Source organism: Chroococcidiopsis sp., from assembly GCF_051657925.1.
GTDB lineage: Bacteria > Cyanobacteriota > Cyanobacteriia > Cyanobacteriales > Chroococcidiopsidaceae > Chroococcidiopsis.
In genome coordinates, this window is sequence record NZ_JBOFLP010000228.1 from 1 (window position 1) to 19,548 (window position 19,548).

Consider the following 19,548-nt stretch of genomic DNA (forward strand, 5'->3'; position numbering starts at 1 on the left):
TCAGTTATCAGTATGGAGACGTTACATGTAACGTCTGGACAAAGTTATCAGTTGTCAGTAACTAAAGAGCAATTACCAATTACCAATTACTGATTAGCTTCCCAACAAACAAGCCACGGGAAACAGCAAATATTCTAAAAAAAATAGCTTCCAAATAAATTGATAGCAACTGGCGATCGCGCTTTTATCTTGTAAGTTTACTTGACGGCTGCGCCACCATAGCAAAGCTAAGAGTAATAAGTGAGTACTGATGAGAAAAGTTGAGTTAACTGAGGAAAGTCCTAGAATTCCTGCAATTATTATACCTATATAACATGTAGTTATTACCCAAAGTGCTAGGTTAAAAACTTTTTCTTTCCCTAAAGCAATGGTGAAAGTTGTAATGTGATACTGGCGATCGCCTTCCAAATCGGGAATGTCCTTAAAAATTGCGATCGCAAAGGTAAATACCACAATAAATAAAGTTAGCGTCCAAACCGAGCTAGGAATTCCTAAAATTCCTTGCCATAACCAGTTGAAATGTAGAAATAATCCTAAATTAACTATTGCTCCTCTAACAGAAAAAATGCATAAAGCTGCCCAAAAAGGAAATCTTTTTAAACGGATTGGTGGTAAAGAATAAGCTGTTCCAATTGCTAAACTTATTGCTACCATGCCAAATAAATACCATCCAGCAACCCCAGCTAATACCAGCGCCAAAATTCCTGTTATGGCTATTAAAATTTGACCTGTACGCCGTGAAAACTCACCAGATGCTATTGGTAAATGGGGTTTATTAATTTTGTCGATTTCAACATCTTCTAGTTGATTCAAGCCAACAATATAAATATTGCCGCACAGACAAGCAATCCAAGCCAAAAATAGTGGCTGTAGGGGCGGGTTTAGCCAATGAATTGTGCGTTCGATGAGAGAACTATCTGCAAAACCCGCCCGTACGGGAGTCGGAAGTTGGGAAAGATCGATCTGTGCATCAAGGGCAATTAAGTACATTCCTAAGACGCTTAAACTGGTACCGATAATTGTGTGGGGACGCGAGAACTTCCAAAAAGCGTAAAGCCACTCAGCTAAATTTAATTGCTTGACTTTTGGCGTTCTCTGCGTCTTGACGGTACGTTTCATTACTTAATCCCACATAACAAGCCAAATCGAATTAAACCACGCTGGTAGCCCCGCTGCATCAACCCCAGAGACAGTGCTGCTTGAATTGTTTCCCACCCAGATAAAATTAAACCTAATATTGCCGTGGGATTAAGCGCGGAATCGATGACTACATCCCAAAATGGCGCTACGGCAGTTGACCAATCTGCGGTACGGATGCTGTTTAAATTAAGATTGCGGGCGATCGCTTCATATTCCGGTAAGGCGATCGTGTAAGGTAAGTGATACACCTGGTAAATCTCGTTCAGATGCTTTTGCTCGTCTGCCGTCAGAATACCTCCTGACTGAGCATCCGTAGGGCGATGACACCAAGTCACCATTATCAGTTTTCCTCCAGGTTGTAACACGCGGTAGCACTCTTGCATGAACTTAACCTTATCGGGCATATGTTCGCCGCTTTCTAATGCCCAAACAAAGTCAAAGCTGTTATCCGCAAAAGGCATATTCTGAGCATCTGCGACTAAAAATTCGGTTTTTTGACTCAAACCCATAGCTTGAGCGCGTTGAGTCGCCCGATTCGCTTGAAATGGGCTGAGAGTAATTCCCGTGGCTTGGGCATTGTATTTTTGGGCAAGATACAGCGAACTACCACCTATACCGCAGCCGACATCGAGAATATGCTGTGCTTGCTCTACATCTGCCCATTGCAGCAGTTCTTCAATCAAATCAATTTGTGCCTGTCGCCGCTCTTTTCTCTGTTTTCCATCTGTGCCATAGTAGCCATGATGCATGTGTTCCCCCCACACCTGTTCCCACAAACTAGAGGAGGAATCGTAAAATTGCCCAATCCGCTCGGAAAGTGTTGCACTCATCACAACTCAGTATTAACGTAACCCGCAATTAGCCTACCACAAGAGACAAGCCGTAAGTCGTAAGTCGTAAGTCGTAAGTCGCGCTCCTCTTGACTCTTGCCAATTACCAATTACCAATTACCAACCACTACTCACTCGAAAAAATGACTGTTCCTCGAACTATTTCTTTAGGATTTTTAGCTGTGATCGCTGTTGGGGCGCTGCTGTTGATGATGCCTTTTTCTTCTAGTAACGGTGATTGGACTAACCCAATTGTGGCGCTTTTTACGTCTACTTCTGCTGTTTGTGTCACTGGGCTATCTGTAGTAGATGTGGGGACTTATTTCTCATTTTTTGGACAGGTAATTTTGGTTGCTTTGGTGCAAATTGGTGGGTTGGGTTACATGACAGCCACCACTTTTTTGTTAGTTTTGATTGGAGTGAAATTTGGGTTGCGCGATAAAGTGGCAATCCAACAAGCACTCGACCGAACAGGTTTATCTAATAGTGCTGATTTAATCCGTTCGATCATTGGTGTAACCCTAATTTTTGAAATTACGGGAATCTTTCTACTTCTACCAGTTTTTACACCTCAATATGGAATCGATCGCGCCCTGTGGCTAGCTATTTTCCATAGCGTCAACTCTTGGAACAATGCTGGTTTCAGTTTATTCAAAGATAATTTTATTGGTTTTCAAACGTCAATTTTATTAAATTTAGTCGTAACTGGATTAATTATCTTCGGTGGGATCGGCTATGGAGTACTTTTTCAAATTTATATCTATCTGCGCGATCGCTTCCAACGCAAGCCAGAAAGAGTCGTGTTTTCTCTAGATTTGAAAGTAGCAATTAGCACGACTTTAATTTTATTAATTGCAGGTACGGTTGCTTTCTTTTTGATCGAGTCGAGAAATCCCAATACTTTCGGTAATCTCAGTTGGCAAAATAAAATATTAGCTGCTTGGTTTCAGTCTGTGACTCCCAGAACGGCTGGATTTAACACAATTGATATTGGCAAAATGACGAATGCTGGCTTATTTCTTACTATTGCTTTTATGTTTGTTGGTGCAAGTCCAGGTGGTACGGGTGGAGGTATAAAAACGACAACTTTGCGCGTGTTAACTAGTTGTACCAAGGCAATTCTACAAGGGAAAGAGGATGTGCTACTCTACGAGCGTCAAATTCCACTTAACCTGATTTTAAAAGCCGTTGGCGTACTAGTTGGTTCGATCGCCACGGTAATACTAGCAACAATTTTAATTTCCTTGACTGACCCGAACATAGATTTTATTCAAATCTTGTTTGAAGTCGTGTCTGCTTTTGCTACTGTAGGGCTTTCAACGGGAATTACTGCCAATGTCTCTGCTGCGGCTAAGTTAGTCTTAATCGCCACCATGTTTATCGGACGGGTGGGTATTTTGTTACTCATAGGAGCCGTATTAGGAGATCCTCGCCCTACTGCTATCCACTATCCCGAAGAAAATTTACTTGTAGGTTAAATTGCTAGAAACAAGTTATATCGGGAGATCTAGGCAAAACTGCTGTTTTTGAGTTGTAAAGGTATATATTTGAGTTGGAACGATTTAGTAACTTTACTTCACATAAGAAGTAAAGTCGATTGAAGCAAAGGTATAAGCGTGTGAATCTGTCGTCTTTAGGTTTTTTTCGCAGTCTCCGCAAAGATAACCACCAGTTTGCGGTCATTGGCTTAGGGCGGTTTGGGCGTGCTGTCTGCTCTACTTTACATCGATTGGGTTATGAGGTACTAGCGACGGACATTGATGAGAAAAACGTCAATCAGGTCATGAGCGAACATATTGCAGCTCACGCCGTACAACTTGATTCTACTGACTCTGTAGCGTTAAAAGAAGCGGGAATTTACGAGTTTGATACGGTCATTGTTGCGATTGGTAACTATATACAAGAAAGTATTATTACGACGCTGAACTTGAAAGAAGGTGGCGTACCGCATATTGTGGCAAAAGCATCTTCAGGGGTTCATTGCAAATTGTTACATCGCGTTGGCGCGGATCACGTTGTCTTTCCTGAGTATGAAGCAGGATGCGAGTTAGCGCGATCGCTCACCAAACCAGCTATTCTCGATCGCTTCGACCTCGATCCAGATAATAGCATCGTTGAAGTCATCGTACCTGACGAATTTCATGGCAAAACAATCGGCGATTTACAAATTCGCAACCGCTATGGTTTAAACTTGCTTGCAGTGAGTCAAGATGGCAAATTTGAAATCAACCCCGATCCTAAAAAACGTTTAGAAAAGGGTTCTGCTATGGTTGTCATTGGTTGTAATAGGGATATTAATCGCTTGCCAATTTAACTTGGCTTGCATTTATAGATGTCATAATTTTTTTTCATGCGATCGCTATCTACCTGTCACTTTTGTGTCACATTCACTCATTAGTATATTTGTAAGTAGACTCTATGTCTGCTCCTCACACCACACTTCAAGGCAACCCTTCCGCACCACGACGGGAGGGTTTTTTATTTTTGGTTTTTATTGGTAGAAGCGCGCTGTCATGCGCCCCTACAAATAACGATCGTGTTTGCGATGCAAGAATTCGCGCAGTAAATACCAAAATAAAGCGACGTTAATCGCAAAAACTATAAGTTTAATGGCAGATACACCTCGAATAAGTTCAAAGATTTCTACTGGCAAGCTAATTCCAACTAATATGAGTACTAAAATCGTTGCCCAAGCTTTTTCGTACCATAAGCCAACTGCTTCAATTACAGTCACTATGGCGTATATTCCCGTGACAACGCCGCTAAACTCTAAAGTTTTAGGATTGAGAGCGAGGAGTTTTTCCAAGAGAAACTTAACGATCTCCCTCTTGCCTGTCAAAATATAATCATCGGCAAACATCAATAAACTTTGGTACTTATCTAAAGCTAAAAAGATGGCGATAGAAGCGATCGCTAGGATCGAAGCAGTCAAGCTTTTATAGATAATAATGGCAATTAGGGCGAGAGGCTTCTTTTGATTTCTGATTCTAGCCATAGCGTTATATCAGCTATCAGTTCTCAGTTCTCAGTTATCCGTTAGAAGCAGCGATCGCCAAGGAAGAACTGTTTCGGCAAAATCAACAAGCGATCGCCGCGCGTCAGCATGATGACGATTTGTTCCAGTTTTCTCCTGTCAGTAGTAAGTGGTGCGCGATCGTTGTTTAGCGTGGATAACGCTGCATCAATTCTCGTACTTGTTCGGCATGATAGGAACTACGCGTGAGGGGTGAAGAGACTACTTGCAGGAAACCCAAAGATTCACCGTACTCCCGCCAAGCGTCAAATTGTTCTGGAGAAACAAAACTATCTATTTTTAAATGCTTTTGGCTAGGTTGAAGATATTGTCCTAGTGTGAGAATATCGCAATTTACAGCCCGTAGATCTTGCATCACCTGGCGAATTTCAGCATCGGTTTCTCCCAGTCCTACCATCAAACCAGATTTGGTGTAGACAGAAGGAGCTAAAGTACGCGTTAGCGAAGCGCGTCTTGCAGACGCTCGCCTTAACAATTCTAAGGAGCGATCGTAGTCTCCTTGGGGACGTACTCGCCGATACAGTCGGGGAACGGTTTCTGTATTGTGATTTAAGACTTCTGGTTGCGCCTGTAAAATCGTCGCCAAAGCATCCCAATTCGCACATAAATCGGGAATCAAGACTTCAATCGTAGTTTGCGGCGATACCTCACGAATCGCTTGAATACAGCCGACGAACTGAGATGCACCCCCATCCGATAAATCGTCTCTATTTACGGAAGTGATCACGACATGATTGAGCCGCAGCCGCCGAACTGCTTCAGCTAGCCGTAGTGGTTCTGTGGGGTCTAGGGGTTTAGGTTTTTTCTCAAAATCAATATCGCAGTAAGGACAAGCACGGGTACAAGCTGGTCCCATAATCAAAAATGTTGCCGTACCTGCATTAAAACACTCGCCAATATTAGGACATGAGGCTTCTTCGCAGACAGTATTGAGGGCTAAATCCCGCAAAATGTCTTTAACTTTACCAACGCGCTGCCACTGCGGCGCTTTTACCCGTAACCACTCTGGCTTAACAGTCACAATTGGCTCTAACTACTGAAGTTTCTTAGGTCGATCTTATCAGGCAAAGGAGTGGTTGGTTGTTGTTGGTCAACGTTTTTACTTTTTCGTTTGCGCCAGCGAGAAGTTGGTTCTAAGGAACTGGTCTGTTGTTCTTGGACTCGTCTTTGACAAATAATCTCGGCTGAGTCAGATAATTGGGGGTCGCGATAGGGTATTGCCGCACGAGTCTGTAAATGCTCTCGTTCTTCCTGGGAAAGTGGGGGTAATCCAGATTCGTCCCAACTAGCTACAGTACCAGGCGATCGCCTGCCTACGGGTGATGTGGAGCCAATTTTCAATCCTGCTGTTTGTAAAGCCGCTCGTACAGATGCAGCACAGGAATAAGTTGCCAAAATTCCACTACTATGCGTACATCGAGCTACGTATCCTAAAAATTCTACCGTCCACAACTGAGGACATGTAGGTGGAGAAAATGGATCGAGAAAAATTGCATCTACCTGAAAACCAGATGTTTGTAATCCTTGAATCGTCTGCCTTGCATCGCCAAGTAGTAACTTTGCTTGCAGGCGATCTGTCGTAACTTGATGAGTTGTGGCTAACTGAGTTAATTGGGGTAAGAGCGGCGACCAGCTATCGAGGAGATTGTGGGCGATCGCCGCTTGGGGTACTGTTGGATCTAACTCTAAGCCCACGACTTCTACATGACAATTAGGATTCTCTTCCCAGATAGCTGCTAAAGCAGCAGCGGTATTATAACCCAGTCCGTAACATACATCTAATAATCGTAAAGATTTTTGTTGCCGCGCCTTTTGCCGTAACTGCGTCGGTTCCACAAACTTAAACTCAGCTTCTTGGCGCGCCCCAAACTGACTGTGATACGCTTCGCCAAATTCAGCTGAGAAAAACGTGTAAGAACCGTCTGCTGTGAGTTTAGGGAGCAGGGAGCAGGGAGCAGGGAAGCGGACGGCTGGCGAGGTGTCCTCGCGCCTTGAGCCGCGTAGCAGGGAGTAGAATTCTCCTTGTCCTCCTTGTCCTCCTTGTCTCCCTTGTCCTTCCATACCCTAAATATCCAACTCTACCAAGTTGAGACGAGAACCGTAGGTTTCGATGAATTCGCGTCGAGGGGCAACGCGATCGCCCATTAATACGGTAAAGATCCGGTCGGCTTCGGCTGCATCTTCAATATCTACTCGTTTGAGGGTGCGGGTTTCGTTATTCATTGTGGTATCCCACAACTGTTGTGGCATCATTTCACCCAAACCTTTGAATCGCTGGATCGTATAGTTAGCGTTGGTAGGGAATTCAGCGATTTTTTGATCTCTTTCGCGCTCGCTGTAGCAGTAGTAATGATTGCGTCCCCTTTCTATTTTAAAAAGTGGCGGACAAGCAATGTAAATGAAGCCTTGCTCGATCAGTTGCCGCTGATAGCGATAGAAAAATGTTAGCAACAAAGTTCTGATGTGCGCTCCATCCACGTCAGCATCCGTCATGATCACGATTTTGTGATAGCGCAGTTGGGACGCATCGAATTCTTCACCTTTTACGCCCAAACCTAAAGCGGTGATTAATGCTTGGATCTCGGTATTCTTGTAGATTTTGGCATCGTCGGTTTTCTCGATATTGAGAATTTTACCGCGTAAAGGCAAGATGGCTTGGTTGCGGCGATCGCGTCCTTGTTTGGCACTCCCACCTGCTGAATCTCCTTCTACGATGAAGATTTCTGACTCACCGGGATCTCTAGAACTGCAATCTGCTAGCTTTCCTGGAAGAGGCGAAGATTCTAATACTGATTTGCGTCGGACTAATTCCCGTGCGTGGCGTGCGGCTTCAGCAGCTTTGAAGGCTTGAATCGCTTTATCTAAGATCGAATCAGCAATATGGGGGCGAAATTCTAAATATTCCGTCAGCACTTCCCCGACTAACGAGTCAACAATCCCCCGCACTTCCGTGTTACCGAGTTTTGTCTTAGTTTGCCCTTCAAACTCTGGATCTGGGACTTTGACCGAAATTACCCCTGTTAATCCTTCACGGACGTGTTCGCCGCTGAGGTTGGGTTCGTTATCCTTGATTTTATTTCGCTTGCGGGCGATCGCGTTGAGCGTCCGCGTCAAAACTGTTTTCAGCCCTTCTAAATGCGTCCCACCGTCCACCGTGCGGATGTTGTTGGCAAAGCCTAACAAGTTATCGGTATAAGCATCCGTACACCACTGCAAAGCGACTTCAACTTGGACGTTGTTGCGTTCCCCTTGCACGAAGATAATTTCCTCATGTAAGGCTTGCTTGTCGTTGTTAATGTAGCTGACGTACTCGCGAATACCACCTTTGTACTCGTAAGTCTCAACTTTCGGTTCTTGGCTTTTGAGTAGTTCTAAACGGTGGTCGGTAAAGGTAATTCTTACCCCTGCATTTAGATACGCCAGCTCTCGCAGGCGACCAGCTAGCGTGATAAAGTCGAATTCCGTGCCAACTGTAAAAATTTCTGCGTCAGGTTTGAATCTAACTCCAGTTCCAGTCTTCGCTTCTTTAAAAGACTTGGTTTGCAGTTCTCCCATCGGTACACCCCTTTCGTAGCGCTGGGTATGTACCTTTTTATCCCGCCAAACTGTAACTTCTACCCATTCCGATAGCGCATTGACAACAGAAATCCCAACTCCGTGCAAACCGCCAGAAACTTTGTAACCGCCACCACCAAATTTACCTCCAGCATGTAATACTGTCATCACGGTTTCCAGTGCCGATTTCCCCGTCTGCGGATGGGTATCGGTGGGAATACCTCGACCGTCATCGACCACTTGTACTGAGCCGTCAGCGTTTAAGTCGATTTCTATGTGAGTACAATATCCTGCTAGAGCCTCATCAATGGAGTTGTCTACCACCTCGTATACTAAATGGTGGAGTCCCCTCGGTCCGGTGGTTCCGATATACATCCCTGGTCGTTTGCGGACGGGTTCCAGACCTTCCAAAACTTGAATTTGCTCGGCGCTGTAGCTGCTCGTCATGCAAGGGAGTCTCCGATAATGAGGTTAAATTAACCAATGATATCTAAAATAAGAGATCGTACCAAAATTGTAACACAATAGGCTTCAAGACGGCTCTAGGGCATTCTAAAGAGCAATTTATCTAGGGGATGTACCAAACTGATATTTCGCATAGATTTGGCTTGATTACCATTTGTGGAGCAACCGCCACGGGTAAATCAGGGTTGGCAATAACTATCGCTCAAAGACTCAATTCTGTCATTATCAGTGCCGATTCGCGTCAAGTTTATCGCGAATTTAATCTTGGCACGGCTAAACCTACTTCTAGCCAGCAACGACTCATAACTCACTATTTAATTGACATTTGCGATCCCACTGAAACTTTTACCGTGGCGGAGTATCAGGAACAAGCACTAGGTTTAATTCAAAATTCAAAATTTTCCGACTCCCCTGTACAGGCGGGTTTTGAACCACGATTTGTTGATGGAAGCCGTGAATCTTTTGCTAAACCCGCCCCTACGACTCCCGACTCCCCTGTACGGGCGGGTTTTGAACCACGATTTGTTGATGGAAGCCGCGAATCTTTTGCTAAACCCGCCCCTACGACTCCCGACTCCCGACTCCCCCTCCTAGTAGGAGGGACTGGGTTGTACATCCGTTCTATCGTGCGGGGAATGAAGATTCCTAGAGTAGCACCACAGCCAGAGTTGCGATCGCAACTCTTATCTTTAAGTCAAAAGCAGCTTTACGCCATGTTACAACAAGTCGATCCGGCAGCTGCAACTAAAATTCATCCCAACGATCCCACTCGAACTGTCAGAGCTTTGGAGGTATTTTACGTTACTGGTCGTCCAATCTCGACACAACAGGGAGAAGATCCCCCCTGTTATCCAATTTTGCAAATTGGTTTAGACTGTGAATCAAACGCTCTTACCCAGCGAATTGCTCAGCGTACAGAACAAATGGTAGCCGATGGTTTAGTTGCCGAGGTCGAGTATTTGTGTCAAAAATACGGCATGGATTTACCTTTGCTCAATACGTTAGGATATCAAGAGTTCAAGCAATATTTAGCTGGCAATCTCTCCTTAGAAGAAGCAAAAGAATTAACTGTATTGCATACGCGACAATTTGCTAAACGACAGCGAACTTGGTTTCGAGCATATCCTCAAATTGAATGGTTTAATGCTGATAATCCCGATTTAGTAGAACGAGTGTGGCAGCGAATTCAGGATTTCACGACTCAACTAAATCTAAAAGAAAACACGCGATTCTAAAATGTGAAAACACGGCGCTTTGCTTTTTTAGTTTTAGCAATTACCAGTGTTATCCTCGGAGGATGGATTTGTTCTCCTGCTACTATTATACCTCCTGCTAATCTCATTAATCCAGTTAGTATTTATCTCGTTGATTATGGCTTTCACGGAAGATTAATTCTACCTAGTAATCGCGATAAATGTCTGGAATATGCCTATGGTGATTGGAGATATTTTGCTTTAAATCAACAAGATTGGTTGACTGGAGCAGCAGCATTATTCTTACCAACTCAAGGAGCTTTAGGGCGTAAAGTTAGAAGTTGCGATCGCTTCGATTTATTAGCTACTCAAAAAGACAGTTCTTTGCTTAGCATTACTGTAGAAAAAGCAAAAGTCGATCGCTTGCTAAAGGTCTTAAATTCATATTTCGATCGCCCTGCTACCATGCAAATAGAAAATTCTTACACGGGAATGACCCTAGTTCCCTACGACCGCACTTATACTGTGCTACACAATAGCAATCATGAATTAGTGCGGTGGTTGGAAAATTTAGGCTGTCGCGTTGAAGGTTTTGTCTTATGGGCAAACTTTACATCAGTTAACAGTTATCAGGGAGCAGGGAGTAGGGAGCAGGGAGCAGGGAGTAGGGAGCAGGGAGCAGAGTGGCAACTACCAATTACCAACTACCAACTACCGATTACCAATTACTAGCGACAAATGACAAATGACGAATGACAAATTCACATTCGTTACAAACAATTAACAAAACAGCGAAATTCTGTTGCAGTTTGTAACTAAATTTGTATACCGAAACACTGTTCCTTTAGACTGATGGGAATTGAAAGTTTTGGATATACATACATGCAGATACAAAATTTAAACTTTTCAGACGCGATCGCTTTTATATCTGCCATTGCCTGTATTGCTGGTCTGCTATTGCTTTCAGGAGCTAATTCAGCAGAGGTAAACGAGCTAGAAGAAGCGGAGCAAAATCTATTGCAGATGAGCTTTACTTACTGGTTGCTCTACTGTACCTGTTTGGGATTACAAAAAATTACCTTACCAGATTGGGAAGTTTTGTTAATGAGTTTAAAACTCACTGCAGCTTTGTCCTACTTTCTTACCTTTGCTTGTATTCTTTGTCTACCCCTATATCGATTTGCCGTGCGACAAGTAGAAGAGTAAATCAGTTGTCAGTTATCAGTTGTCAGTAGAGAGCAACCAATTAATTCCAACTTACGACTTACGACTTACGACTTCATGATGACTTACTGCTTTAAAACATTCGTCACTGCTGTTACTAGTTCATCCTGGCTGAGAGTTGTCAGGATGAATACTTCTTGTACAGTCTTGCCTTGGCGTGCTATGAGTTTAAATCCACCGCGAATCGGCACGGAGATACGAATTTGCATTTTGGGAGAGTGGCCTTTTACCCGTCCAATGACTCCAGGGGTAATTGTTTGAATCCCATCAACGCGAGTCAGGCGTTCTAGCACTGGAATTAAACCTGGAATGTGGGTTGAGTGATTCCAGACCAGCCTACCGTTGGCATTGCCCATAATAAGGTTAATAAGTTTTAATATTTAATTTTAATATTTAATTTTAATATTTAATCATTTATTGTCCTAAGCTGCCTCTAGTGGAGCCATAGTTAAGCCAGCACGCCGCAGTTGCTGATGATAGAGTTCTGCCTGTTCTTGAGGTCCCACCCAAACGATCGCCTGACCTTCGTAGTGAACTTGATTGGTTAATTCCCAAGCGCGATCGCCCGTCATACCAGGTATATACTTCATCAAACACTCAGCTACATGCTGAAACGTGTTGAAATCATCATCCAACACGATTACCTTGTAATTAGGATATAGCTTGCTGACGACTTGAGACGATTTCTCAGGAGCGATCGTCGGTGCTGTTGCCATCCCGTAAACTGTTGTAGAAACTACCCTGTTCATAGCACGACAGACAGAACTTCACAAAAATACATTCTTTCAAGATAACAAGGAATGGTTGGTTGTTGGTAATTGGTAAGTCAGGAGTCAGGAGTCACTGATAACTGACAACTGACAACTGACAACTGTTTATCGCCAATCATCCCAATCTAGATTGAAAATGGATGTATCTGGAAAAGCAGTAGGATTGTTATTTTCTTGGAGGCGATATTGCAGTTGTTCGAGTAGGGGTTCTCGTCTGGGTAAGTCGTCTACGAGTTGATAAGGGGCGATCGCTTTTTCTAAGCTAAAAGCAGCAGTGGTTCCGGCGGCTGCACCTACAGACCATTCAAAGGAATGTACCCGATAAGCAGCAGAGGCGATATGACTGGTAGCAATACTTTTTCCAGCTACGAGTAAATTATCGATCTTTTGAGGAATCATTGCCCGTAAGGGAATTTGGAAGGGATAGGCTTCACCCGCACCTTGGCGTTCCCCTTCTCGTTCGGTGTTTTCTGGAAGTTCGGGGGGACTTTTGGTCATGCAGGGATGAAAGTCGATCGCATAGTGACCGATCCCTACTGAGTCGGGAAAGATTGTGGAACGAGTCCGCCGTGCAATTTGTTCTGGTGGCTTAGTACTCGCGATCGCATTGATGGTTTCCAGTCCTGCCAAAGCGATTTTCAAACGGCGATACATCTGGGGGGATAAGGTCTGACGGTAGTAATCGTCATTGTAGTTGCGGCGAGAAATATCAATTTCCCATACAGTAAAGCCTTCTGGCTGTCCCCAACTCGGTCTACCAATCATCCGCCGTCCTTCCCGCATATAAGGATACTTGGACAAGCCGTGTACCGTTCCCATCGGTGAATCTAGTCCAGATAAGTAGCGATTGTTCGGTTGGGGTTGTTTTACCCCGTCCCCCAGTTGCGAATCAGTTGTACCCGTCACCAACCAGTAAAAGTAACCGATCGCGTGTTCTTCCGCTTTACGCAAGCTTTCTGTTCTTAGTCCTCCCAGCCAATTTCCAGGTAAGAGTTGACCGCTTGCCTGCAACTGAGCGCGAGTATAGATTAAATTATCGGCAGCAGTACCAGGACGGTAATCGTTGCCCCACGTCCAATTCTGCATTGAAATATCATCTGGTACGGGGGCTTCAAAATTAATCCCTCCGAATGACATGGGTTCGCCGTCTTTCGGACTCCAAATGCGACGATAGGTAAATACTAAAGGAAAGCTTGCTAAGCGCGGCAGTTCGTAGCTATAGTAAGCAGAATACTGAGAGTAAAATGGGGGTACGTCATGACTTATAGGGTCTTTAGTCGCCTCCATCGCAAAAGTATAAGTAAAGCCTTGAGTGCAGTAGGGATCGCTAGTCCCGCTAGAGGCAGAAGGTTCTAAATAAGAACGGGCATCAATTCCAAGCCGATAGGGGACATCTGCCAAAGCAATTAATTCTCCCGTCTCTGTCGCATCCACCACATACCAGTTGGATGCTACCTCACTCCTCGCTCCTCGCCTCTCGCTCCTCTGCAAAGGTACAAACCGCAAAATTTCCTTATTCAACCGAGCTGAATTTTCGTAGCGATAGGAGTCTTCAATTGTTTGAGATAGAGGTAGAGTATTGAGAGATGGCGCGCCAGAAGCAGGACGATGTTGAATTGCGATCGCGCCTTGAATAGTTTGTGCCGATCCAGCACGGTTAATTTCCAGTTCCTTCACCACAGTAGCGGGAAACCATTTCAGCTTGCCATCACCCTTTTTTGCCGCATCCTGCAACATATCGTAAAGAATTTCGTGACCGTCGTGAGGCAGGAAGCAAGAATCGCTGACCCAGCAATCACCAGGGTTTAAATTGCCATTATATTTATCGGCAATGCGTTTTCTTAGTTCTAAATAGCCACGAGAGAAAAACAACTGCAACCGTTGAGTTCTGCGTTCGTCCAAGGCAGAAGTTCCCTGAGTCGAAATTTGCCCTCCCATCCAATCGGTAATTTCAGTCATGCAGACAGTCCGTCCTGCTAGCAATCCCTCGTATGCAGTGGCGACACCTGCAAGTCCTGCACCCGTAACGAGAATTTCGCATTCTACCGTTTGGTTGGGGTTTTTAGGTGGTGCGGAGAGGACGGAAAAAGGGATGAGGGGTGGAGTAAAGGAGGCTAAAACAAGACTGATAAAAGCCGCTAAGCGTCTGCGCTGCATAAGTTTGGAGTTGGCTTGCTACCAAAAGCTAACTGGCTCATTGACGTTAGCACTGCACGGCTGAGGTGACAAGTTTTTTGTAAGTGAAAGTAAAGTAGGTAGCGATCGCTCAGCTAACAATTAAAGTACTACGATACATTTCTAGCGACTGTGCCAGCTTGTTGCAATAGTTCGCGTACTTGTGTATCGGTAGTTTGGGGAAACTCAGCGTACCAAGAACCCACGCTGAAAAAAGGTGCGGGCGTTTCTACACAGACAATTTCATCGACTTGAGTGGCTAATTCTTGCTGGGTTTCAGGAGAAGCAACTGGCACGGCGATGACAATCGCCGCAGGTTGCTGTAACTGTAGTGCTTTCACAGCTGCCCGCATAGTTGCTCCTGTTGCCAGACCATCATCTACTAAAATGATTGTGCGATCGCGTAATTGGGGAAAAGGACGGTTTTGCCGATAGAGCCGTTCGCGTCGCTCTAATTCCTGTTGCTGTCTGGCTGTAACGCGCTCGATTTCTGCTTCAGACAAGTGTAGCGCTTCAATAATATCGTAGTTCAGCACTCTCACACCACCAGAGGCGATCGCCCCCATTGCTAATTCTTCTTGCCCGGGGACACCCAGCTTACGTACCAAAAACACATCCAAGGGTGCGTGTAATGCTTGTGCTACCTCAAAGGCGACTGGTACACCACCTCTAGGCAATCCTAGTACTAATACATCGCTACGGTTAGCATAGGCTAGTAATCGATCGGCTAGCGCTTGACCTGCTGTAGTTCGATTTTGGAATAACATAGCATTCTCCTCTCCCGAAGCTGCATATTTATTAGCTTAGGAGTTATTTATTTCTGTTTGCGGCTCCAAGAGTTACCATTCGCTTTTGCGTTTTGTATTTGCTGTCTACTCTAGCTACAGGTCAAGCGCGATGAACCTTCTTTTATTACATTTTTACCGTAAAAGCCTGAAAGTGCTTCTATCTTTAACCAAATGTATGAGTTTTGTTGTCTTCACACAACAACTGATTCTATCTGTTTTAAGGCGAGCTTTCAGAAGAATATTTAGCACGACCTAAAAGTGTAGGGAAGAAATCTAGCTCTGATTTTACTCTACTCCTTGAATATCTGCTTCATCTAATAAGACTGTCGTTTCAAACCCTATTCTGCCCATGTCTGGCGGGTTTCCCATATCCATTTCAATAGTGTAAGACCAGGTTCCAGCGGCAGGTTTATAGTGCTTGATTTTGCCGCTACCACCGATAAATTGAACTACGCGATCGCATCTGAATTTTGGTAGCGAATGATGCTGCTCTACCCAAAGTTTACTTTTCATATTCTTTCCTAAGATCTTAATTATTCAATCGGGCAACGAGCGCGAATTCATAGCAGAGCTTATCGAATTGCTAGGTTTGTCCTCTGAGCTTGAGCTGTAGAAATTAATTGCCAACCTGCTTTCTGTAATTTTTGATAAGTTGCCCATCCTTTCGAGCCGCCATCTATTTTGTAGTCGGGAACAGAATATTCAGGACAACTCGTATAAGGTTGCCAAGGTTTATCTGGCGATCGCCGTAGATATAAAATCCTTTCGCTATCAGCACCTAAGCGAGGAAGCCAACACATTTGACTAGCCATTCTTCTAACCTCCTGACTGATAAAAATATCTATTCTGTAACTTTTGCAACTAAAATTTTGGCAAATTTGTAAAATATTTAGCAAAAAATTTAGTAGTTACTCTGGCAAAACTTATATATTTAGTTTTAATTCAAATGAAGCCAATCCCACTCTATCTCTAGTTCAAAAATATCAACACAAGAACGTAGCCGAAAGGATGAGTTTTATGCTTTAGCAACATGTTCAATTGATAACAATTATTATTGTTTGTAAGTTTTGCTCAACAATTAAGTTCTATACAAACTGCATGAAGTCAGTTAACTAGATCGGCGATCGCATAATTTGATTTTATAGTTATGATGCCAAGTTTAAAAAGTTTGATGTATTTATATTTCTCTTTTAACACGCAAATTTAATCCTCTAGAAAGAGTACAGTCGGAGTGAAATATTGTAAAATATAGTACGATTATTTGCGAACAACTAATGGTAGTAAGGTTGATAAAAACGATAGGGAATAGATTTATTATTACAATTGGCTGGGAGCGGGGATAATTGTTTTAACTCTTTTAGATATTTACCTAACTGTACTTTTTCATCGCCTCGGTAGTAGTGTTGTTAGTATGACTTTGAACCGAGGAATATGGTATTTTTTGCGCCTAGTAACGCAAGTCATTCCTAGCAAAAGCGATCGCCTACTTGCTCATAGTGGCTCTATTATGATAGTTGCTATTTTAGCAGTGTGGGCGGCTTCACTTATGAGTGGATTTGCTTTAATTATTTTCCCAGAATTAGGTTCGGCAATTCAAGCTAGCGAAGGACAAACGCCCACTGATTTTATTACGCCACTCTACTATAGCGGCTTTTCTTTCACTACTCTAGGAACAGGCGATCTAGTTCCAAAAACAGCTACTTATCGATTACTAACTTTATTAAAAGCAGCACCAGAATTTTCTAGTTTTACAATTACAATTACTTACTTACTCTCAGTTTATAATGCTTTAATTACCCGCAATACATTATTCTTATCCAGTACTGAGTTATTTCCGCTTTCGCGAAACATATTAGACCCTACCGCGAGTCATACTCTTAGCAATAGACACGGCAAACCTGATTAAAAGTGGATTGAATGCTGAAAAATATCGTTCTCTATTACACTCTACAGCAGTAGCAGAATTGTGGGGCGGCAGTACGCATATTCTCTCCGAGCTATCGCAATCGATTTTACCCAAACACCGAATAAAATGCGATCGCCAAATGGAGTTAGTCTGGCGAAAAAGATATTATGATGCAGTGGAAAGATTGATTGCTGAGGGTATAGAAATAGTAGCGGATCGAGAAGCAGGTGCAGATTTATACGTTGCTTTGCGGCGGAAATGGCAATCCTTTTTAACAACCCTCAGCAATTATTTAGCAGTAGACTTATAACGTGCTGCCTAAAATATTCCGATCAGTATGGGAATAGTAAATAGAACTAATAGCACTACCAGAATGAAAGGGATTAAGTTAACATTATGCGGTTTGTGTGGCTCTATAATTAGATTTTCATCTTCTTCAAATCGAGCTAGACGAATTGCATCAGAAATTTCTTTGGCATCTTTGACGTGATGCAATGCTTTTTTTTCGCCATTCGGATATTCAAAAATAAAATAAGTTGGAACCTTAATCCAGTCGCCTGTAATATCAGGTGCATCGACAGCAATTTGTTTAGCTTTGTCTACCAAAGTCTGTGGCTCTTTAGCAATCCGATCGCCTGGATTAACAGTTAAAATTTCGCTCTCGAATGGCTGGTATATTTTAGCTGTCTTTGTCGGAGATTTTTTCAATGTTTTTTGACCAGATTTTTTCAAGTTGAAGCCAACCATAAAATTCTCCTCTCAAGTGAAGGAATTATTTCAGTTGTTCGTCAAGATTGAGGAGTATTCAAATAAGTTATCCGTACTTCGTGCCGCTTTACTGGCAGATGTTGTTTCTAAACTAGGACGTTACATTGCCAAGTTATAGCCCAACTAAGAATTATAGCCAAACTAAATTGTTACCCCACAAACTTGAGTTTTTACTAAAGCGAGGCGCTTGAATGAAAAGATTGTTTCAAATTTATTACCAATATTATAAAAAATTGCTAGCGAAACTATATGTTTTCAAACAAAGAATTTATGAATATTGAAGAAACTTTAGATTCGCCACCTGCTGCTAACTCCTACGCAGGCAGCCAAGCATAGAAAAGCGATCGCCCCACCAATGGCTCCTACAGAAGGGATAACGCTTTGCTCTGGGGGAAGGAGCAATCCTGATAGACTTTCTGCCCCAGCTATGCCACCAAAGTACATCCCTACGCCAACTCCAGCTTGATGCGATGGTACTAACATCAGAACAAAAGGAATTACACCATTTAGCACGAGATTAAAAGCAACTAGCAAGCCTAGAATGACAAGAATCAAAGTCAACCAATTGGGAATAAATACTGCAATTTGTAACAAGATAGTAGTTGCGATCGCACCTATACATATAGCACGTCGATTATCTATCCGTAGCGTCCAGTCGGCAGTTGGCGGAGCTGCGAGTGCCAGCATAATGCCTACTCCTACCATCAACCAATTCACGTTATTTATTTCCAATCGTAGCATCAGCATTTTGGACAGAGTAACTGTCAAAAACTGCGTTCCCCAAGCGATCGCCATCCCACTTAAAAAAATTAAACTTAAAGCGATTTTGAGTGGTGGATTGTCTGTGCTTTTTTGTTCTATTGCTGCTCTAACGGTTAAATTTGCCCTTGCTAACGTTCCTGGCAAATTGACATATCTTAAAATAGCTGCCGCACCTAGCAATGAAAACGAACCAATCGCAAAAGCAAAAATAGTATCTAAATTTAACACTAAATTGTGAGCGACTGGTCTAAAAGCTGTCAATAATCCGGTTACGAGAACTAACAAACTATTAGCTAGCATTAATCCCTCTGGAGGGGCATAATTTCTTAGTAAAGATATAGCTGGGCTGCGAAATACTGTCATTGCCAGAGTCCAAGCTACCGATACCGCGATCGACACCCAACGAAATTCGCCTACACCCTTGCCGAAAACAACCACAGTCGGAACCGCTATGAACAAAATTGATGCTAGAACAACCCCTGCTGCTATGAGCGGAAAACGGCTACCAAACTGCTGTTTATCGCGATCGGACAAGCCTCCCATTAGGGGTTCTAGTACCACTGCCAATCCGTTTTCAACCACGAGTAGAGCAGTAGCAACTAGAGTAGGAAAGTGAAATTCTGTCAGCAATTTGGGCAAATACACGCTATAAATTAACCAAGTTAGCGCGATCGCCCCTTGCAATCCTGCCAATCCCCATACTTGCAACCACAATACTTGTACGGATAGATCTTCCTCCTGTTTCTCCATGCTCTATATCCTTTGTGTCTCAGTCGTTAGATAAAATTCAAAAACCTAAAATTTAACAACCTACAATATTTAAAGACACAAACTCACCAAAGCTTTTTCCGGCTAGATGCACTATTTTGTGTAAAAAATTTGGCAACGCTCAAGATTTTGATGCTCAATTGTTAAAGTCGATCTATCAACGAGGCTAT

The 19,548-nt window shown here is 43.3% G+C and carries 22 protein-coding genes; 8 read left to right on the forward strand and 14 right to left on the reverse strand.

Annotated elements, in window-relative coordinates; all coding sequences use genetic code 11:
• Positions 1–93: 93 nt before the first annotated feature.
• On the reverse strand, positions 94–1,119 hold the full coding sequence (locus ACRC32_RS18240) for a homogentisate phytyltransferase (protein WP_438555300.1): 1,026 nt from the start codon (positions 1,117–1,119) through the stop codon (positions 94–96).
• Positions 1,119–1,970 carry a methyltransferase domain-containing protein gene (locus ACRC32_RS18245; RefSeq protein ID WP_438555330.1) on the reverse strand — a complete coding sequence of 284 codons (852 nt, stop codon included), beginning with the start codon at positions 1,968–1,970 and terminating at the stop codon, positions 1,119–1,121. Before ACRC32_RS18245 ends, ACRC32_RS18240 begins: the two co-directional genes overlap by 1 nt.
• Positions 1,971–2,113: 143 nt before the next feature.
• Between ACRC32_RS18245 and ACRC32_RS18250 the strand changes: the two genes are divergently transcribed.
• Both ACRC32_RS18250 and ACRC32_RS18255 read left to right on the forward strand, forming a co-directional pair.
• Positions 2,114–3,448: a TrkH family potassium uptake protein gene (locus tag ACRC32_RS18250; protein ID WP_438555301.1), complete on the forward strand. Its 1,335-nt coding sequence runs from the start codon at positions 2,114–2,116 to the stop codon at positions 3,446–3,448.
• A 140-nt stretch (positions 3,449–3,588) separates the two neighbouring features.
• Entirely contained in the window at positions 3,589–4,284 is a 696-nt protein-coding gene (locus ACRC32_RS18255) for a potassium channel family protein (protein ID WP_438555302.1), read from the forward strand.
• Positions 4,285–4,491: 207 nt separating this feature from the next.
• On the opposite strand, the gene ACRC32_RS18260 is transcribed toward ACRC32_RS18255, so the two are convergent.
• The 4 genes from ACRC32_RS18260 to gyrB all read right to left on the reverse strand — a co-directional run bounded on the left by ACRC32_RS18260 (position 4,492) and on the right by gyrB (position 9,006).
• Complete coding sequence (locus ACRC32_RS18260) at positions 4,492–4,965, reverse strand: DUF2127 domain-containing protein (protein WP_438555303.1); 474 nt, start codon at positions 4,963–4,965, stop codon at positions 4,492–4,494.
• A gap of 166 nt (positions 4,966–5,131) precedes the next feature.
• Positions 5,132–6,025, reverse strand: coding sequence for a lipoyl synthase (gene lipA, locus ACRC32_RS18265; protein ID WP_438555304.1), 894 nt, complete (start codon positions 6,023–6,025; stop codon positions 5,132–5,134).
• Between the two features lie 8 nt (positions 6,026–6,033).
• Positions 6,034–7,065: a tRNA (5-methylaminomethyl-2-thiouridine)(34)-methyltransferase MnmD gene (locus ACRC32_RS18270; RefSeq protein WP_438555305.1), complete on the reverse strand. Its 1,032-nt coding sequence runs from the start codon at positions 7,063–7,065 to the stop codon at positions 6,034–6,036.
• A 3-nt stretch (positions 7,066–7,068) separates the two neighbouring features.
• Positions 7,069–9,006 carry a DNA topoisomerase (ATP-hydrolyzing) subunit B gene (gene gyrB / locus ACRC32_RS18275; RefSeq protein ID WP_438555306.1) on the reverse strand — a complete coding sequence of 646 codons (1,938 nt, stop codon included), beginning with the start codon at positions 9,004–9,006 and terminating at the stop codon, positions 7,069–7,071.
• 128 nt (positions 9,007–9,134) lie between these two features.
• Between gyrB and miaA the strand changes: the two genes are divergently transcribed.
• From miaA to ACRC32_RS18290, 3 genes are all read left to right on the forward strand, one after another.
• Positions 9,135–10,259: a tRNA (adenosine(37)-N6)-dimethylallyltransferase MiaA gene (gene miaA / locus ACRC32_RS18280; RefSeq protein ID WP_438555307.1), complete on the forward strand. Its 1,125-nt coding sequence runs from the start codon at positions 9,135–9,137 to the stop codon at positions 10,257–10,259.
• 3 nt (positions 10,260–10,262) lie between these two features.
• Entirely contained in the window at positions 10,263–10,949 is a 687-nt protein-coding gene (locus tag ACRC32_RS18285) for a DUF2459 domain-containing protein (RefSeq protein ID WP_438555308.1), read from the forward strand.
• 120 nt (positions 10,950–11,069) lie between these two features.
• The gene (locus ACRC32_RS18290; RefSeq protein ID WP_438555309.1) at positions 11,070–11,423 is read left to right on the forward strand and encodes a hypothetical protein; all 354 of its coding nucleotides are present in this window, start codon (positions 11,070–11,072) and stop codon (positions 11,421–11,423) included.
• Between the two features lie 83 nt (positions 11,424–11,506).
• Here the strand turns inward: ACRC32_RS18290 and ACRC32_RS18295 are convergent, their stop codons facing one another.
• The 6 genes from ACRC32_RS18295 to ACRC32_RS18320 all read right to left on the reverse strand — a co-directional run bounded on the left by ACRC32_RS18295 (position 11,507) and on the right by ACRC32_RS18320 (position 15,986).
• Positions 11,507–11,797 carry a DUF2103 domain-containing protein gene (locus tag ACRC32_RS18295; RefSeq protein ID WP_438555310.1) on the reverse strand — a complete coding sequence of 97 codons (291 nt, stop codon included), beginning with the start codon at positions 11,795–11,797 and terminating at the stop codon, positions 11,507–11,509.
• A gap of 66 nt (positions 11,798–11,863) precedes the next feature.
• Positions 11,864–12,157 carry an ATP-dependent Clp protease adapter ClpS gene (gene clpS / locus ACRC32_RS18300; protein ID WP_242038389.1) on the reverse strand — a complete coding sequence of 98 codons (294 nt, stop codon included), beginning with the start codon at positions 12,155–12,157 and terminating at the stop codon, positions 11,864–11,866.
• Positions 12,158–12,316: 159 nt separating this feature from the next.
• Entirely contained in the window at positions 12,317–14,368 is a 2,052-nt protein-coding gene (locus ACRC32_RS18305) for an FAD-dependent oxidoreductase (RefSeq protein WP_438555311.1), read from the reverse strand.
• Between the two features lie 128 nt (positions 14,369–14,496).
• Positions 14,497–15,153 carry a phosphoribosyltransferase gene (locus ACRC32_RS18310; protein ID WP_438555312.1) on the reverse strand — a complete coding sequence of 219 codons (657 nt, stop codon included), beginning with the start codon at positions 15,151–15,153 and terminating at the stop codon, positions 14,497–14,499.
• Between the two features lie 306 nt (positions 15,154–15,459).
• Positions 15,460–15,687: a hypothetical protein gene (locus ACRC32_RS18315; RefSeq protein WP_438555313.1), complete on the reverse strand. Its 228-nt coding sequence runs from the start codon at positions 15,685–15,687 to the stop codon at positions 15,460–15,462.
• A gap of 59 nt (positions 15,688–15,746) precedes the next feature.
• On the reverse strand, positions 15,747–15,986 hold the full coding sequence (locus ACRC32_RS18320; RefSeq protein ID WP_438555314.1) for a hypothetical protein: 240 nt from the start codon (positions 15,984–15,986) through the stop codon (positions 15,747–15,749).
• Between the two features lie 599 nt (positions 15,987–16,585).
• Here ACRC32_RS18320 and ACRC32_RS18325 point away from each other — a divergent pair.
• Positions 16,586–17,080, forward strand: coding sequence for an ion channel (locus ACRC32_RS18325; protein ID WP_438555315.1), 495 nt, complete (start codon positions 16,586–16,588; stop codon positions 17,078–17,080).
• Positions 17,081–17,087: 7 nt separating this feature from the next.
• Positions 17,088–17,390: a hypothetical protein gene (locus tag ACRC32_RS18330; RefSeq protein WP_438555316.1), complete on the forward strand. Its 303-nt coding sequence runs from the start codon at positions 17,088–17,090 to the stop codon at positions 17,388–17,390.
• A gap of 8 nt (positions 17,391–17,398) precedes the next feature.
• On the opposite strand, the gene ACRC32_RS18335 is transcribed toward ACRC32_RS18330, so the two are convergent.
• On the reverse strand, positions 17,399–17,827 hold the full coding sequence (locus tag ACRC32_RS18335) for a hypothetical protein (RefSeq protein ID WP_438555317.1): 429 nt from the start codon (positions 17,825–17,827) through the stop codon (positions 17,399–17,401).
• A gap of 16 nt (positions 17,828–17,843) precedes the next feature.
• Here ACRC32_RS18335 and ACRC32_RS18340 point away from each other — a divergent pair, with 16 nt between their 5' ends.
• Positions 17,844–17,966 (forward strand): hypothetical protein, encoded by a 123-nt coding sequence (locus ACRC32_RS18340; protein ID WP_438555318.1) that lies wholly within the window; start codon positions 17,844–17,846, stop codon positions 17,964–17,966.
• 170 nt (positions 17,967–18,136) lie between these two features.
• Here ACRC32_RS18340 and ACRC32_RS18345 read toward each other — a convergent pair whose 3' ends face one another.
• Positions 18,137–19,360 (reverse strand): MFS transporter, encoded by a 1,224-nt coding sequence (locus ACRC32_RS18345; RefSeq protein WP_438555319.1) that lies wholly within the window; start codon positions 19,358–19,360, stop codon positions 18,137–18,139.
• Between the last annotated feature and the right edge of the window lie 188 nt (positions 19,361–19,548).